The following is a 15,572-nucleotide window of genomic DNA, read 5'->3' as shown; positions in this document are numbered from 1 at the left end:
GATTGCCTTACCTAAGGCCGGTTGTTAGGTTCTCGATCGTCGCCCGGCCGCCGACACCTGCCCACGCCACCCCTGGAAGGTGCCCCCCGTGCCCGCCTGCCCCGCACCGGTCCGCCCGCTCGATGCCGCCGCCGTCGCCGAACTCACCGGCGCCGCCGACGCCCTGCTGGTCCGCCACGGCTCCGCCACCAGCCCCGGACTGCTCGCCGACCTGCCAACCGCGTGCGCCGCCCTCAGCCCCGCCCTGCGCCACACCCTGCGTCCCGTCGACACCGCCGACGGCCTGTTCGTCCTGCGCGGCCTGACCGTCGACGACGCCCGCCTCGGCCCCACCCCGGCCCACTGGTCGAAGGTCGAGGACGCCGGCGCCGGCTGGGACGTGGTGCTGCTGCTCGTCTCCACCCTGATGGGCACCCCGATCGCCTGGGACGGCCAGCAGGACGGCCGGTTCGTCCACAACATCGTGCCCTCGCCCGGCCACGAGAGCGAGCAGACCGGCGCCTCCAGCTCCGTCCTGCTCACCCCGCACACCGAGGACGCCTTCCACCCCGGCCGCGCGCACCTTCTGCTGCTCTGCTGCATGCGCAACCACGACCGGATCGCCACCACCGCAGCCAGCGTGCGCCTGACCGGGCTCTCCGAGTCGGACGTCGACCAACTCCGGCGCCCCGTCGCACCGATCCTGCCCGACGACGCGTACGAGCAGGCCCGGCACTACGGTGGCCGACCCGCGCCGGTGCCCACGCTCTTCGACTCCCCCGAGGGCCTGACCATGCGCTACGACCCGGCCTACACGCCCCTGGACGGCACCGACCAGGCGTGGCGCGAGGCGTACGGGCACCTGGGCGAGGAACTGGCCCGCGTCTCCGTCGCGGTGAGCCTGGAGCCCGGGGACATCCTGGTCGTCGACAACGACATCGTGGTCCACGGCCGGGTGCCGTTCCGGGCCCACTACGACGGCACCGACCGCTGGCTCAAGCGCGCCTCCGCCCGCGTCGAGGGGCGCCCCACCCGGCCCACCGCCGAGCACGACGAGCACGGCTACGGCCAGGCCGCCCTCACCGCCTGGGCCGTCTAGGCCACCTGGCCCGCCTGGGCCCCGCCCCCACCACCACCCACCTCGAAAGGGCCCGCCCGTGGACCGCGACGACACCACCCTGCGCGTACTCTCCACCAGCGACCTCGCCGGCCTGGACATCACCCTCGCCGACGTCGTCGACACCGTCGAACAGGCCTACCGCACCCTCGCCGCCGGACTGTCCGACAACCCGCGCAAACTCACCGTCAAGCCCGCCGACGGCCACTCCGTCTCCTACGCCATGCTCGGCCGCGACGGCTCCCGCGACATCGTCGCCGTCAAGACCTCCTACAAGAACGGCCTGCACGACAGCCGCGAACGCCAGCACTACTACACGACGCTGACCATCTACGACGACGTCACCGGCCTGCCGGTGGCGATGATGGACTGCTCCCGGATCGGTTCGCTGCGCACCCCGGCCGTCTCCGCCCTGCTGGCCCGCGAGTGCGCCGCGCCCGACCCGCGCACCGCGCTGGTGATCGGCACCGGCACCCAGGGCCGCCTCGCCCTGCCCTTCCTGCTCACCACCCTGCCCGGGCTGGAGCGCCTGCTGCTGTCCGGCACCCACCCCGACGGCATCGCCGCCGTCCGCGCCGAACTCGCCCGGCACTTCCCCGACCGCGAGCTCGAACTGGTCACCGACCTGCGCAGCGCCGCCGCCGACGCCGACATCGTCATCGCCACCGCCGGCGGCCACACCCCCGCCGCCGTCGAGGCCGAGTGGCTCAAGCCCGGCGCCGTGTCGATCCTCGTCGGCCACGGCCTCGCCCCCTCCACGCTGCACCGCGCGGACCGGGTGATCGCCACCAGCGAGGCCCAGATGCACGTCACCGGCACCGACATGGCCGACGCGGACGGCACGTTCCCGGCCGTCGACCTGGAGCTGCCCGCCGCCGTCTCCGGCGCCGCCACCGCCCGCACCAGCCCCGACCAGCGCATCTTCGCCTACAACAGCGGACTGGTCGTCACCGACATCGCGCTCGGCCACCGCTTCGCCCAGCTCGCCGCCGCCCAGCACCTCGGCACCGAGGTCGCCCTGTGGCGCTGAGCCTGCCCGCGCACCCCGACCCGCTCGCCGCCCGCCTGCACGCGAGCGGCCTGCTGGCCGAACTCGCCCACGGCCTCGGCGGCCCGTTCCACTACCTGCTGCCGGAACGCTTCGACGCCAACCTGGCGGCCTTCCGCGCCGCCCTCACCGACGCGGGCGTCGACGGCCTCGTCTACTACGCCAAGAAGGCCAACAAGGCCGCCGTGTTCATGGACCGCTGCGCCGCGGCCGACGCGGGCGTCGACGTCGCCTCCCTCGGCGAACTGCGCGACGCCCTCGGCCACGGCGTGCGCGGCGAGGACCTCGTCGTCACCGGGCCCGCCAAGAACGACCGGCTCCTGTGCGTCGCCGCCCGGCAGGGCGCGCTGATCGCCGTCGACGCCCTCGACGAACTGGACCGCCTCCTCGCCCTCAACAGCGAGCGCCCCGTCCGGGTGCTGCTGCGCCGCCACCCGCCGGCCCAGCCGCGCAGCCGGTTCGGGCTCGACGAGGCGCAGCTGCACGAGGCGCTGGAGCGCTGCGTCGAGGCCGGGCCCACCGTCCGGATGGAGGGCTTCAGCTTCCACCTGTCCGGCTACGAGATCCGGCCGCGTGCCGACCTCGCCGGGGAGCTCGTCGAACTCTGCCTCAAGGCCCGGACGTTGGGCCTCCAGGCCGACCGGATCAGCATCGGCGGCGGCTTTCCCGTCGACTACGTCCCCGCCGACGACTGGCACGCCTTCCTCGCCGAACAGGGGCCGGAGCACTACCACGCCCACAAGGCCTTCACCGCAGCCGACTTCTACCCCTACCACTCCCCCGTCGCCGGGGCGGACGCGCTGCGCTCGATCCTCGCCGCCCGCCCCGGCGGCACCGGCGCCACCCTCGCCGAACGGCTGCGGCAGTCCGGGGTGACGCTGCTGCTCGAACCCGGGCGCGCCCTGCTCGACCGCGCCGGCTCCTCCGTCTTCCGCGTCCAGGGCGTCAAGGACCGCGCCGGGTACGGCATCGTCACCGTCGACGGGACCAGCCTCAGCCTGTCCGAGCAGTGGTTCGCCAGCGAGTACCTGCCCGAGCCGCTGCTGCTGACCGCACGCACCGACGCCTCGGCGGGGCCCTACCCGGCCTGCGTCGGCGGCGCCAGCTGTCTCGACTCCGACCTCCTGACCTGGCGCAAGATCGCCTTCCCCGCCCGCCCCCGCCCGGGCGACCTGCTCGTCTACCCCAACACCGCCGGCTACCAGATGGACTCCAACGAGTCCCCCTTCCACGAACTGCCACTGCCGTCCAAGGTCGTCATCGACCACCCGGCGGACGGCCACCGGCCGCGCTGGCGCCTCGACCGCTGACTCCCGCCCACCCCGGCCCTGCTCACCGAGTCCCTACCTACCCCGTCCCCGCTCACACCGTCCCCGCGGAGCCCCACACCATGACCGACGCCCTCCACCGCCCCCCGGTGGTCAGCCGGATATCCGACCTCATCGGCTACACCCCGCTGTTCGAACTCGCCCGCTCCGACAACGGCGCCCGGCTGCTCCTCAAGCTGGAGATGTACAACCCCACCGGCAGCGCCAAGATCCGGATGGCCCGCCAGATGGTCCTCGACGCCGAGGAACGCGGCGAACTGGGCCCGGGCGGGCACATCATCGAGTCCACCTCCGGCAACACCGGCCTCGGCCTCGCCGTCGTCGCCGCCGAACGCGGCTACCGCTTCACCGCCGTCGTCGACAACCACGCCGCCGCCGACAAGCTGCGCGGCATGAAGGCCATGGGCACCGACCTCGTCTACGTCGCCGAGGACGGCGGCGAGGAGCTCAACACCGCCGCCCGCGAGGAACTCGCCGAGGAGATGGCCCGCGGGCGGGAGAACACCGTCTTCACCGAACAGCACAACAACCCCGGCAACGCGGTGGGTTACCACGCCGTCGGCCGCGAGATCGCCCAGGCCCTCGACAACCGGGTGGACGTGCTGATCGGCGCCGTCGGCACCGGCGGCGGCCTGTGCGGCACCGCCCGGGAACTGAAGAAGGCCGTCCCCGGCCTCGCCGTCATCGGCGTCGAGCCCAAGGGCTCCATCGCCTTCGGCCCGCCCGCCCACGACTACTACCAGTCCGGCACCGGCACCCCCGAAGGCGCCACCATCGGCCTCCTCGTCGACTACGACCTCATCGACGAGGGCGTCAAGGTCGGCGACGTCGAGGCCTTCGCCACCGCCCGCGTCGTCGCCCGCCGCACCGGCCTGCTGATCGGCGGCTCCGCCGGCGGGGTCGTCCACGAGGCCCTGACCCGCCTCGGCCAACTCCCGCCCGACGCGGTTATGGTCGCCTTCATCAACGACGGAGGCGAGAAGTACCTGGACACCGTCTTCAACGACGACTGGATGAACGCCCGTTCCCTGATCGACGGCGCCGTCGAAGCCGGCATCGACGAGACCCTCACCAAACTCCGCAGGAACTGAACTCCACCATGCAGCAGCTGACCACCCTGGCCCGCGACAGCCGCGCCCTGGCCGCGCTCGCCGTCCCCCTCGCCCTCACCCAACTCGCCCAGGTCGCCCTCACCACCACCGACACCATCATGATGGGCGTCCTCGGCACCGAGGCGCTCGCGGCCGGCGGCCTCGCCCTGGTCATCTTCAACCAGCTGCGCACCATGGGCGTGGGCCTCGTCACCTCCGTCGGCAACCAGGTCGCGGCCGCCGCCGCCCGCGCCGAGCAGGCCGACTCCGCTCGCGCCGAGCAGGCCGACTCCGCTCGTGCCGAGCAGACCGACGGCGGAGTCGACGCCCAGCGCAGGGCCGACGACGAGGTCCGCGGCCTGGTCCGCGCCGCCCTGGCGGTCGCCACCCTCGCCGGGATCGCCGGCGCCGTCCTGATGGTCCTGATCGGCCAGGCCGCCACCCTGCTCGGTCAGGAGGCCGCCGTCGCCCACCGCACCCAGGGCATGCTCGCGGCGCTCGCCCCGGGTCTGCTGCCCTGCCTGTGGTTCCAGGCGATCCGTCAGTTCACCGTCGGCATGCGCCGCCCGCAGGCGCTGCTGCAGATCACCCTGGTGTCCGTCGCCGTCAACGCCGCCCTCAACTGGGCCTTCATCCACGGCAGCTGGGGCTTCCCGAAGCTGGGCCTGACCGGCATCGGCGTCGCCACCAGCTGCGTCCACCTGCTCTCCTTCCTCGCCCTCTACGGCTCCGCCCGCCGGGATCCGCTGCTCGGCCCGCTGCTCAGCCTGCGCGCCTGGCGGGCCGACCTGCCGACCGTCCGGCGCCTGCTCGGCCTCGGCACGCCGATCGCCGCCACCTACGGCTCCGAGGCCGGGTTCTTCTCCGTCACCGCCCTGCTCGCCGGCAGCTTCGGCGCCGCTGCACTGGCCGCGCACACCGCCGTCAACCAGCTGATCTACCTGGTGTTCCAGGTCGCGGTGGGGCTCTCGCACGCGGCCTCCATCAACGTCAGCCGGGAGCTGGCGCTGGGCGACTATCCGGCGGCCCGGCGCATCCGCAACACCGCGCTCGCCTGCGGGGCCGTCGTCATGACGGTGGTCGGGACGGTCTACCTGGCCCTGCCCGAGCTGGTGCTGCGGCCGTACTTCGACCCGTCCTCGGCCGCCGACCAGCAGGGGCTGGACATCGCCACCGGACTGCTGGGCGTCGTGGCCGTCCTGCAGTTCTTCGACTGCGCGCAGAACATCGGCGTCGGCCTGCTCCGCGGCCTCGACGACACCAGGAGCGGCTTCCGCATCACCCTGGTCGGCTACTGGCTCGTCGGCCTCCCCGCCGCCTGGCTGCTCGCCTACCCCCTCGGCGGCGACACCCGCGGCCTCTGGCTCGGCCTGCTGATCGGCCTCGCCACCACCGCCGTCCTGCTGCTGCGCCGCTACGGCCGGGCCCTCGCCTCCCGGGCCACCGACACCCAGGAGCCCGTCCCTGCGGTCTAGCCGGCGCAATCGTGTTCACCTGCATAGGCCACCACGGGCGTTCGGCCGTGCGTGGCCCGATTCGGCGCCAACTCATCTCTACATTCCTGTAGTTCTGCGCCAATGCTCCGCATGGCAGCAGTCAGGGGAACAGGGTGGGGCCACCTTCTTGTAGCGGCCCTTCGCCGGCGGGACACTCGGCTCAGCCGGTTGACATGCACCCGGCCAGTGTTCGGCCGCCGACCCGCGCCCAGCGCGCGCCCCTCCCGGCGGCTCCTCCCTCAGGCCCCAATCCCCCACAGCAGGAGCCGAGTTGAAGACACGACGGATCACCCCGACCCCGACCCGCCGCACCGCGCTCGCCGCCGCAGGCGTCACCGCCCTCACCGCCGCGCTGATCCTCCCGCAGGTCTCCGCGCAGGCCGCCCCGTCCGGGGCGGCCGTGCCGCGGACGTTCTCCACCACCGCCGCCGCCACGGCACGGCTCGCGAGCGACCTCACCGGGCAGCTCGGCGACAGCGCCGGCGCGGGCGCCTACGTCGACACCGACGGCAGGCTCGTCGTCAACGTCCTGGACGCGGCGGCCGGCGAGCGCGTCCGGCAGACGGGCGCGCAGCCGCGCACCGTCCGCCACTCGATGGCGGAACTGCTCGGCGCGCAGCAGGAGTTGCAGCGCACCGCGACCATACCGGGCACCGCCTGGTCGATCGACCCGCGCACCGACCAGGTGGCGGTCACGGCGGACCCCACCGTGACCGGCGCGGACCTGGAGCGACTGACGGCGGCGGTCGCGGCCCTCGGTGACACCGCCCGGCTGAACCGGTCGGCCGACCGCTTCAAGCCCCTCATCGCGGGCGGCGACGCGATCTGGGCCAGCGGCGCCCGCTGCTCGCTCGGCTTCAACGTCGTCAAGAACGGCCAGCCGTACTTCCTGACCGCGGGCCACTGCGGCGTGGCCTTCCGCAGCTGGTCGGACTCCCAGGGCGGCGGCCAGATCGGCTCGGTGACCAGCGCTACCTTCCCCGGGAACGACTACGCGCTGGTCAAGTACACCAGCGCCGTCGGACACCCGAGCGCCGTCGACCTGTACGACGGCACCACGCAGTCGATCAGCGGCGCCGCCCAGGCGTTCGTCGGCCAGTCGGTCCAGCGCAGCGGATCCACCACCGGCGTCTACGGCGGCACCGTGACCGGCCTGAACGCCACCGTGAACTACCAGGAGGGCTCGGTCCACGGACTGATCGACACCGACGTCTGCGCCGAGCCCGGCGACAGCGGCGGTGCGCTGTTCTCCGGCGACCAGGCCGTCGGCCTGACCTCGGGCGGCAGCGGCGACTGCACCAGCGGCGGGGAGACCTTCTTCCAGCCGGTCACCGCCGCGCTGAGCCACTTCGGCGCGACGATCGGCTAGAAGCGGACCGGCCCCAGCCAGGCACGGACCGCCGATCCGGCCTGACCAGCAGCGGTCAGGCCGGATCGGCCAGGTGCGAGCTCAGCCAGCCGAGCGAGGGCGGGATCAGCCGGTTCCAGGTGGTGAAGTTGTGGCCGCCGGCATCGACGGTGGCCTGCGCGACGGTCAGCGGGGGGCGCGCGGCGGCGGCGAAGGCCTTCGAGTCGGCGTAGGTACTGCCGTCCTCCTTGCTGTCGGCGAGCAGCACCGCCACCGCGGGGGCGGGCAGGTGGGCGAGCCGCCAGTTGAGGTCCGCCTCGTCGCGGCGCTGCTGGCTGCCGCCGAAGAGGTCACCCGTGGTGATGTCCTCCGCCGCCTTGAAGTAGCCGGACAGTGACACCACCGCCGAGTAGACCTGCGGGTGCACCATGCCGAGCTTCAACGCGCAGTAGCCGCCGGTGGAGTCGCCGATCGCCCCGAGGCTGTTCGGCCCGGTCGAGACCCGGTACGAGGCCCGGATGTCCTGCGGCACATCGGTGGTGAAGTAGGTCTGCGCCTGCGGGCCGTTCGGGATGTCCTCGCACTCGCTGTCCCGGGGCATCGACGGGGAGGGCCGCATCAGCACCAGGACGGCCGGTTTCATCGTCCCGTTCCGGAGGAGATCGAGCTCGGTGGCCGGGTAGCGCAGCTTGGTGACCAGGTTCGTGGCGTCTCCGGGAAAGCCCGTCATGACGATGACGGCGGGGAAGCGCCGGCCCTCGAACCCCGGCTGGAAGTACTGCGGCGGCAGATAGACGTACCCGTCCGTGGACAGGCCAGTGCTCGGGCCCGGGATGCGGACCCGGTCGATCCGGCCGATCCGGGCCGGGTCGCGGCTCTCCGACCCCGTGCCGGTGACCTCGGCCTTCCCGAGCACCTGCACGCCGGGCGCCGGCCCGCCCGGGGTGCCGGAAGCGCCCGGGGTACCGGTGGCGCCCACGCCCGGCGTGGCCGGACCGCCCTGGATCACGGCCCTGCCGTGGTTGTGGCCCAGCAGGTCCGCCCAGCTGCTGTAGAACACGAAGTAGTCGTTGACGGCGAGCCCGAGGGTGGCCAGCAGGGCGAGCTGGGTGAGGGCGATGGTGCCGAGCCGAAGGAACATCGCGGGCCAGCTGCGGACGGCCAGCCGGGGCCAGACCCAGAGCGTGCCGAGCACCGTGAACACCGCGAGCAGCCCCACGAGCGCCAACAGCTTGTGACTGGTGAGTCCCATCCGTCCCGGCCTCCCCTACCACTGTGGACCACCGGCCGGGGCCGGCGCGCCCCGTACCCAGGGTAGCCATCCACGGGCGGAGCGTCATTCCCGCCGGTCGGCGAGGGCCTGCCAGACCTGGTCGCGCAGGAACGGCGGGTCGGTGAAGCGGATGCCGGTGGCGTCGCGCAGGGCGTTGGCGAAGGCGGGGGCGACCGGGTTGAACGGGCTCTCGCTCATCGACTTGGCGCCGAGCGGGCCGATCGCGTCCGAGGTGGTCGAGAAGTGCACCTCGGTGCGCGGGACGTCGGCGTACGCGGGGAGGCGGTAGCGGCGGAACGCGGCCGTGGTGACCTCGCCCCGGTCGTCCAGCAGCACCCGTTCGAACAGCGTCGCGCCGAGCGCCTGGGCGACGCCGCCCTCGACCTGCCCGCGGCACTGCATCGGGTTCATCACCCGCCCGGCGTCCGCGCCGTGCACGCTGCGCAGGATCCGGATCTCCCCGGTGTCCGGGTCGACGGCGAGGCGGAACCACTGCGAGTTGAACGCCACCGAGCGCGGCGAGCCGCCCCAGTGCCCGGTGCCCGCGAGGTCGACGCCGCGTTCGCGCGCCGCCGCGTACAGCTCCTTCAGCGGGGCGCTCCGCCCGTCGCAGTCGACGGCCTCGGCGCCGAGCCGGACCAGGCTGCGCGGGGCCCGCGCGTACTCGGCGGCGAAGGCGGTCAGCCGTTCGGCGAGCGCGTTCGCAGCCCGCATCACCGCCTTGCCCGCGACCACCGTGCCCGCCGAGCCGAAGGCGCCGGTGTCGTGCCGGACCACGTCGGTGTCGGACTGGCGGATCGCGATCCGGTCGACGGTCGTGCCGAGTGCGCCCGCGGTGATCTGCTGGTGCACGGTGGTCGTCCCGTTGCCGAACTCGGCCGTGCCGACGGCGACGTCGTAGCCGCCGTCCTCCAGCAGGGCGACGGTGGCGTCGGCGAAGTGCCCGCCCGGCGGGCCGGTGGCGATCATCGCCATCGCGAAGCCCTGCCCGACCAGCCAGCCCGCGGGGGCGTCCGCCGCGCTGCGGTCGTTCGCGAGCGCGTCGCGGACCACCTGGAGGCACTGGTCGAGGCCGTAGCTGGCGATGTGCAGGTCCTCCTCCTCGCCGCCGGGGCTGAGCATGTCCTCGCCGGGGCCGATGACGTTGCGCTCCCGGAACTCCAGCGGGTCGATCCCCAGCCGGCGGGCCAGTTCGTCCATCGCCGACTCCACCGCGAAGGTGACCTGCCCGAGCCCGTAGCCCCGAAAGGCCCCGGCGGGAACCAGAACCGGATCGGGCGGACGGTGGCGGCGGTGACGGTGACGGTCAGCGAGCCGTCCACCGGGTCGAGGGTGCCGATCAGCAGGGCGCCGGAGCGGCCCAGCCCGTACAGCGAGGCCTGGCGGAACGCCGTCCGGGCCGCCAGGGCGCGGGCCGGCAGGGTGATCGAGCGCAGCAGTTCGCCCGGCCGCAGGTCCTTGACGCCGGCGCCGGTGACGAACTCGACGACCGGGACCCGGCGTTGCTCCCCCGACGGGGCGCGCAACAGGCAGACGCCCTCCAGGGCGGCGGTCAGCGAGATCATCGGACCGGCGGGCAGGCCGTTGCAGAGGTTGCCGCCGACGGTGGCCATGTTCCAGATCTTCCAGGACGCGAGGAACGCCCGGCAGCACTGCTCGAACAGCGGCGCCGCCGCCCAGGCGGCGGGCTTGGGGAAGCGCGAGAGCTGGGTGACCGTACAGGTCGCGGCGATCTCCAGGTCTCCGTCGGGGGTCGGGGTCAGCGGTTCCCAGCCCATCCGGCCGAGGTCGATCAGTCGGCGGATGTGCGGCTGCGGCTCGGAGAACAGGTACGTGCCACCGCCGAGCCAGGCGTCCCCGGGCCGCCAGGTGCCGCCCCGGCGGGCGTCGCGTATCTCGGCCACCGTGTTCAGATCCATGTCGCTCCATCGCCCGGCCGGAATCGTTCCTTCGGTACGGCGATTGAAGCCGCGGCGGCGGGCCGGGCGCGAGTGGGTCCGCACACCAGGCGCACCCGCCCCGACCTGGTCGATCGTCCAGCGGCGGGGCCGGCTCCCTCACCTGGTGCCCGCGTCCTGCCCGCGCGTGTCCGCGTCTGGCCCGCGTCTCGCCCGCGCCTGTCCGCGCCAACTTCGACAAGCGTGTCGAAGTTGGCTTGGGGGCCGGGCTATGCTGTCCCGAGATCCGAGGACGAGCCCCCCTTGCCCCGTCGACGAACGCACCGGCACGGTGCGCCCGACCGGAAGGAGGCGAGACAGATGGACAGCAGCAGTCCGGGCCGCACCCTCCCCCACCTCCGCTCCCGCATGCCCCGGTCCGCCTCCGGCAGACGGTGAACACACCCGTCACCCAGGCTTTCTGACGCCACGTCAGTCCCGTCGGCCCTGCCGCCACCGCCGTCCGCGTCCCCTTCACCCACCCCGGCGCCCCCCGCCGAGGAAGAGGTACCCCATGACGACGTCCCGGCCCTACCCGCGCCCCGCCGAGGCCGCGGTGCTGCTCACCGTCCTCGCCCTCCTCGTCGCCGAGGAGCTCGCCCTCGGCCTGGCCGAGGAGGAGGACCGCCCGGTCATCAACGCCGTCCTGATCGGGGCCTCCGGCTCCGGCCTGCTGGCGGTCGGCGCGGTCCTCCTCGGCCGCTGGCTCGACACCCGCCGCCCGCTCCCGTTGCCCCCGCCCGGCCCCAACGGCCGCGAGTACAGCGCCCGCGCCCTGGCGGACTTCCCGATGGACGCCGTCCGCCCGCTCCTCCTCGCCCACCAGGCACCGCAGTTGGGCCAGCTGTACTCCGCCTGGATGCTCGCCCGGGCCGGCCGCCCGGCCCCGTGGATCGCCCGCCGACTCGCCATCCCCCTGGACGCCGCCCACCTCCTCGTCGACGCCGCCCGCGCACGCACCGCCACCCGACCGGGCCACCAGGCCGGCGACTGACCCGGCGCCGGCCCCGGCACCGCGCGCTGCGGTGCCGGGGCCGGTGATCGTGCGGATGGTCAGCTCTCGCGGGCCGAGGCGTCGTCGATCAGGAACGCGGTGGTCGGGGTCGTACCGGCCTCGTGGGAGACGAGCTTGAGGCCGATGGTGGTGCCCCAGCCGACCTGCCCGATGACCGGGCTGAGGTCCACCGACTGGTACTGGTAGCCGCTGGTCGGGTTCTGACTGGTCCAGGTCTTCACCGTGCCGATCGGCTGCCCGGTGTACTGGTTGATCGCCACCAGCGACAGCGTGTCGGGCGCGGTGGCGGAGGTGTTGGTCGACTCGACGTCCAGCCAGAAGGAGAAGCTCGCCGACCCGTAGCCCGGGTAGGTGTTCAGGTAGGTGGTGACGGAGTCGTCCGTCCCGGCGTCCTGGCCGAGCCAGGCGTACCAGGTGCCCGAGTGCGCCGCGTGCAGGCTCGACGGGGTGACGATGTTGTACCCCGACGGGCTCCAGGAGTCCGTCATCACCGTGTGGTTGACGTTCGCCGAACCGTTCTCGAAGCCGGGGTTCGTGAGCTGCTCGATCGCACCGCAGCCCGGCTGACCGGTGGCGCCGACGTTCTCCCAGAAGCCGGTGGAGGCGGTCTTGCCCGCGCCGTCCGTCGCCGTCACGGTGATTCGCTGATAGCCGTTGGTCGCGGCGGCGGCGCCGGAGATCACCCCGCTGTGCGCGTCGATGGACAGGCCCTGCGGCAGCCCGTTGGCGCTGTAGGTGAGGGCCGAACCGCTGCTGGACACGCCGACCGCCGGGATCGACATCGGCCGCGCGGCCGGGTCCACCCGGTCGCACATCGTGCTCAGGGAGACCGGCGGACTGGCCACCACCGGGTCGGAACCCACGCACAGGTGGTCGGTGTTGGACCACAGGGTCTGCAACGGGAAGCTGCCCGTCGACAGGTTCTCGAAGAACAGCCCGCCGTTGGCGCCGTACGGGATCCAGGCGCACTTGTCGCCGATCTCCTGACCGGTGGCGTCGGTCCAACCGCCCGGGGTGTTCGGGTCGGTCACCGTCTCCGCGTACTCGTGGCCGCCGATGATCCCGTAGCCGTCCAGCCGGCCGCGCGGGGTGTTCTCATGGAACCAGTTGGTGCCGCAGCCGGCCACGTCCGTCAGGTACGGCATGTTGGTGTAGGCGAGTTGGCCGTACGGCGAGCGCTGGAAGTCGTGCCAGGCGCAGTAGCCCAGTTCCTTCCACTTGTCCGGATCGGTGCCCTGCGGCGAGTCGATGACGTACTGGACGTTGCGGTTCTGCGCCTCGGTCAGGTTGCCGAAGTGCTTGGCGGCGGCCAGCGCCTCGGCCCCGATCTGCGGCTCGGTCGCGGCCTGCGGCGCGGGGGCGGCGTTGTCCACCCAGACACCCGCGAGCACGCTCCCCGCCTGCGGGTAAGGGATGTGCGCGGACCCGGCCGGGCACTGGATGCCGCCGGCGGCGATGCCCTCGCAGTACTGGGTCAGGACGGCACTCCAGTTGTCGCCGGCGCTGCCGAGAGCCTTGAAGAAGTCCTGCTGGTACGGGGCGGCCTGGTCCGGGTCGCCGGACGCCACGATGTCGCCGGTCGAGTTCGTCGAGGGGGTGCCCCACTGGGAGCCCCACAGGACCAGGTAGACCTTGGGCGCGCCGATCACCACGCCGGTCGACTCCTGGCCGCCCTTGTAGGTGACCTGGAGGTCGTACTCGTTGGCGACCGAGCCGTCGCCGTCCTTGCCGGTGCCCGGGTCGGCACCGTCCACCAGCTGGGGGGTCTTCCCGGCGCCGGCGTTCGCGCTGGCGGCCGGCCCCGTCCTGGCGGCCTTGGCCCGGTGCGGGCCGGACTTCTGCGGGGTGGTGACGGTCTTCGGGGTGCCCGGCTGGACGGCCACGGTGGCGGTCTCCGGCGCATGGGGGTCGGCCACGGCGGGCAGCGGGCTGCTGAGCGCGGCGCCGGCCAGGGCGGCGGCGAGCGCCACCAGGGCGGTCCGTCGGCCGCGTTGGAACAGGCGGGATCGGAATCTGATCACGGGTCGGGTTCCGTCTCTCGTGACGTGGGGGGGAGGGGATGCGCGTTGCGGCACGCGCACGGAGCTGACTGATCGTCAACAGGACTGCGGCGGGAGGACGGGGAACCGGTTCTCACCCCGGACCGCTGTGCAATGCGCCATATGATATTTCACCGACCGTCGCACACAAGGCCCCCTGCGCGACGCGCGACGGCGCCACCCGCCCGCCGACACGCCGCGCGGCCACACCCCGGCACGCCACCGCGCCAACCCCCGCCCGGCCCGATCGCCCCCGAACCGGCGCGGCCACCGCCGGCCCGCCAACTCCACGACCGGGCGGGGATTTTAACGGCTCCTTACCCGCTTCAACCCCGCCTTGGGACTCCGGCCGCCGAGGGCGCCGTCAAACCCTCCGGCCGGCGCCCGCCTGCGCCAGCAGGAACGGCACCAGGCCGCGCTCCGCCAGCGCCGACCGCCAGGCGTCCCGCGCCAGCCCCAACTCCCCCACGACGGCCTCCCCGCCGGCCTCCGCGGACCGCGACCGCGACGCCGCCCCGAGCAGCCCCAGCCCGCCCACCAGCAGACTCACCGCCGCCACCCCGGCCGCCACCCACCCGGCGCCGACCAGCGCGTGCCCCAGCACGTCCACGTCCTCCGCCAGCCCCAGCACGTACCCCAGCAGCAGGAAGATCGCAGCCGCCGCCCCGGCGACGATCGGCACGATCACCCCCACCACGCCCCACCACCCCGACACCCGCTCCCGCCCCGGCTCGTCCACCGGCAACCGCGCCACCGCATCCTGATCCGCCCGCACGGCCACGTACCGCTCGTACTCCGGCGCGGCCGCCGCCAGCACGAACTCCGCGTTCTCCCGCGCGCACCGCCGCAACCGCTCCACCCCCCGCCCCTCGTCCCCCGCCGCCCGCAACGCCGCCAACACCCGCGGCCCGGCCAGCGCCCTACCCAACTCCGTCTCGAAGTCGGCCCGATCCTGCTGCGGCAGTCGAAGCGGCCTGTCCATGAGATGCCCCCGTTCACTCTTCACCCAGTTCTACAGAACTGTAGAACATGAGAGCGCACAGGAGCAGCCCCGTTCACCTGTGGGATCGGGAGGTCAGGGGGGTGACCCGGGCCACGGCCCGGGCCGGCGGGGGCGTCAGGAGACGGTGAGCGGTACCCGCTGGGCGTCCGACGAGGCGGGCGGGGTGGCGCCGAGGTTGGCGACCGTGGCGATCAGCACGGCGTCGGCGCCCGGGATCCAGTTGACCGTCTTGGACTGGACGACGAGTTGGCGCTCCTGCTGCGCGCCGTCGCAGATCACGTCCGCCTCGGCCGTCCGGCTGGAACCGAAGGCGACGCTGGAGGAGTCCTCCGGGTCCCGCTGCTCCACCGAGACGGTGAGCGACCGGAACTCGTCGGCGACCCCGCAGAGGTAGCCGACGTTCACCCGGACCCGGCCGGGGACCTTCGGGTCGATCCGGACCTCACCGAGGGCGATGGCCGTGACGGGCGCCGAGGCCGTTTCCGGGGCCGGGCCGGGATCCGGTCCGGGATCGGCGGCCAGGGCGGGCGCCGTGAGGCCGCTGAGGGCCGAGGTGAGAGCCGTCGCTATGATCCACCGCTGCACTGCCGACCTCCCGGGGCTGCGGACGTGTTGCGGCCGACGCTAACCGCCCCGCCGGTGGCCCGCGCGCCGAGCGGTCCACCCGTCGCACGGACAGCCCAGCCCGGCGCCGACCCGGCGTCGCCAACGGCTCGACCCCCGGACAGCCCCGCGGCCGCCTCGCCGGTCCGGACGAGGGCCGCCTCGACAATCGGCCGGTCTGGCTCCAGGAGATCGCGCCGGCGGAAGCGCCCCGCATGATCGAGCGATCAGTGTGGCCCTCCGTCGACGCTCGCACGGTCGGCGGGGCGCCTGACCGAGGAGGCGACCACCGTCC

Annotated in this window: 11 protein-coding genes and 2 pseudogenes; 7 read left to right on the top strand and 6 right to left on the bottom strand. The window is 73.7% G+C overall.

What is annotated here, in order from left to right; genetic code table 11:
- Positions 1-88: 88 nt before the first annotated feature.
- From ACIOJE_RS14465 to ACIOJE_RS14440, 6 genes are all read left to right on the top strand, one after another.
- Positions 89-1,078 carry a TauD/TfdA family dioxygenase gene (locus ACIOJE_RS14465; protein ID WP_400776278.1) on the top strand — a complete coding sequence of 330 codons (990 nt, stop codon included), beginning with the start codon at positions 89-91 and terminating at the stop codon, positions 1,076-1,078.
- Between the two features lie 58 nt (positions 1,079-1,136).
- Entirely contained in the window at positions 1,137-2,126 is a 990-nt protein-coding gene (locus ACIOJE_RS14460; protein WP_400776275.1) for an ornithine cyclodeaminase family protein, read from the top strand.
- A complete protein-coding gene (locus tag ACIOJE_RS14455; protein ID WP_400776273.1) occupies positions 2,117-3,454 on the top strand; it encodes a Y4yA family PLP-dependent enzyme in 1,338 nt (445 codons plus the stop codon). The genes ACIOJE_RS14460 and ACIOJE_RS14455 overlap by 10 nt, the downstream gene beginning before the upstream one ends.
- 80 nt (positions 3,455-3,534) lie before the next feature.
- Complete coding sequence (locus ACIOJE_RS14450) at positions 3,535-4,563, top strand: cysteine synthase family protein (protein ID WP_400776270.1); 1,029 nt, start codon at positions 3,535-3,537, stop codon at positions 4,561-4,563.
- A gap of 8 nt (positions 4,564-4,571) precedes the next feature.
- Positions 4,572-6,038 carry an MATE family efflux transporter gene (locus ACIOJE_RS14445; protein WP_400776267.1) on the top strand — a complete coding sequence of 489 codons (1,467 nt, stop codon included), beginning with the start codon at positions 4,572-4,574 and terminating at the stop codon, positions 6,036-6,038.
- A 292-nt stretch (positions 6,039-6,330) separates the two neighbouring features.
- Positions 6,331-7,428 carry a S1 family peptidase gene (locus ACIOJE_RS14440; protein ID WP_400776265.1) on the top strand — a complete coding sequence of 366 codons (1,098 nt, stop codon included), beginning with the start codon at positions 6,331-6,333 and terminating at the stop codon, positions 7,426-7,428.
- A gap of 55 nt (positions 7,429-7,483) precedes the next feature.
- Here the strand turns inward: ACIOJE_RS14440 and ACIOJE_RS14435 are convergent, their stop codons facing one another.
- The 3 genes and pseudogenes from ACIOJE_RS14435 to ACIOJE_RS14425 form a co-directional block, all read right to left on the bottom strand.
- Positions 7,484-8,659 (bottom strand): alpha/beta hydrolase, encoded by a 1,176-nt coding sequence (locus ACIOJE_RS14435; protein WP_400776263.1) that lies wholly within the window; start codon positions 8,657-8,659, stop codon positions 7,484-7,486.
- Positions 8,660-8,743: 84 nt separating this feature from the next.
- Positions 8,744-9,943 (bottom strand): annotated as a pseudogene (locus tag ACIOJE_RS14430) (xanthine dehydrogenase family protein molybdopterin-binding subunit); the annotation flags it as partial.
- Positions 9,928-10,599: pseudogene (locus ACIOJE_RS14425) on the bottom strand (FAD binding domain-containing protein); the annotation flags it as partial. The pseudogenes ACIOJE_RS14425 and ACIOJE_RS14430, both read right to left, overlap by 16 nt.
- A 532-nt stretch (positions 10,600-11,131) precedes the next feature.
- Between ACIOJE_RS14425 and ACIOJE_RS14420 the strand changes: the two are divergent.
- Positions 11,132-11,611 (top strand): hypothetical protein, encoded by a 480-nt coding sequence (locus ACIOJE_RS14420; RefSeq protein ID WP_400776262.1) that lies wholly within the window; start codon positions 11,132-11,134, stop codon positions 11,609-11,611.
- Positions 11,612-11,670: 59 nt separating this feature from the next.
- Here ACIOJE_RS14420 and ACIOJE_RS14415 read toward each other — a convergent pair whose 3' ends face one another.
- From ACIOJE_RS14415 to ACIOJE_RS14405, 3 genes are all read right to left on the bottom strand, one after another.
- Positions 11,671-13,653 (bottom strand): putative Ig domain-containing protein, encoded by a 1,983-nt coding sequence (locus ACIOJE_RS14415; RefSeq protein WP_400776259.1) that lies wholly within the window; start codon positions 13,651-13,653, stop codon positions 11,671-11,673.
- Between the two features lie 382 nt (positions 13,654-14,035).
- Positions 14,036-14,653: a hypothetical protein gene (locus ACIOJE_RS14410; RefSeq protein WP_280680484.1), complete on the bottom strand. Its 618-nt coding sequence runs from the start codon at positions 14,651-14,653 to the stop codon at positions 14,036-14,038.
- A gap of 135 nt (positions 14,654-14,788) precedes the next feature.
- On the bottom strand, positions 14,789-15,259 hold the full coding sequence (locus ACIOJE_RS14405) for a hypothetical protein (RefSeq protein WP_400776256.1): 471 nt from the start codon (positions 15,257-15,259) through the stop codon (positions 14,789-14,791).
- Positions 15,260-15,572: the final 313 nt, after the last annotated feature.

This window comes from Kitasatospora sp. NPDC087861, assembly GCF_044742585.1.
Taxonomy (GTDB): Bacteria; Actinomycetota; Actinomycetes; order Streptomycetales; family Streptomycetaceae; genus Kitasatospora.
Note: the sequence above shows the minus strand (reverse complement) of the source record. Positions and strands in the feature narration are given on the sequence as shown.

What these genes read in the sequence shown, in the direction of transcription:
- ACIOJE_RS14410 (WP_280680484.1), bottom strand. Translation starts at nt 14,653, where the DNA reads ATGGACAGGCCGCTTCGACTGCCGCAGCAGGATCGGGCCGACTTCGAG.
- ACIOJE_RS14450 (WP_400776270.1), top strand. Translation starts at nt 3,535, where the DNA reads ATGACCGACGCCCTCCACCGCCCCCCGGTGGTCAGCCGGATATCCGAC.
- ACIOJE_RS14420 (WP_400776262.1), top strand. Translation starts at nt 11,132, where the DNA reads ATGACGACGTCCCGGCCCTACCCGCGCCCCGCCGAGGCCGCGGTGCTG.
- ACIOJE_RS14435 (WP_400776263.1), bottom strand. Translation starts at nt 8,659, where the DNA reads ATGGGACTCACCAGTCACAAGCTGTTGGCGCTCGTGGGGCTGCTCGCG.
- ACIOJE_RS14445 (WP_400776267.1), top strand. Translation starts at nt 4,572, where the DNA reads ATGCAGCAGCTGACCACCCTGGCCCGCGACAGCCGCGCCCTGGCCGCG.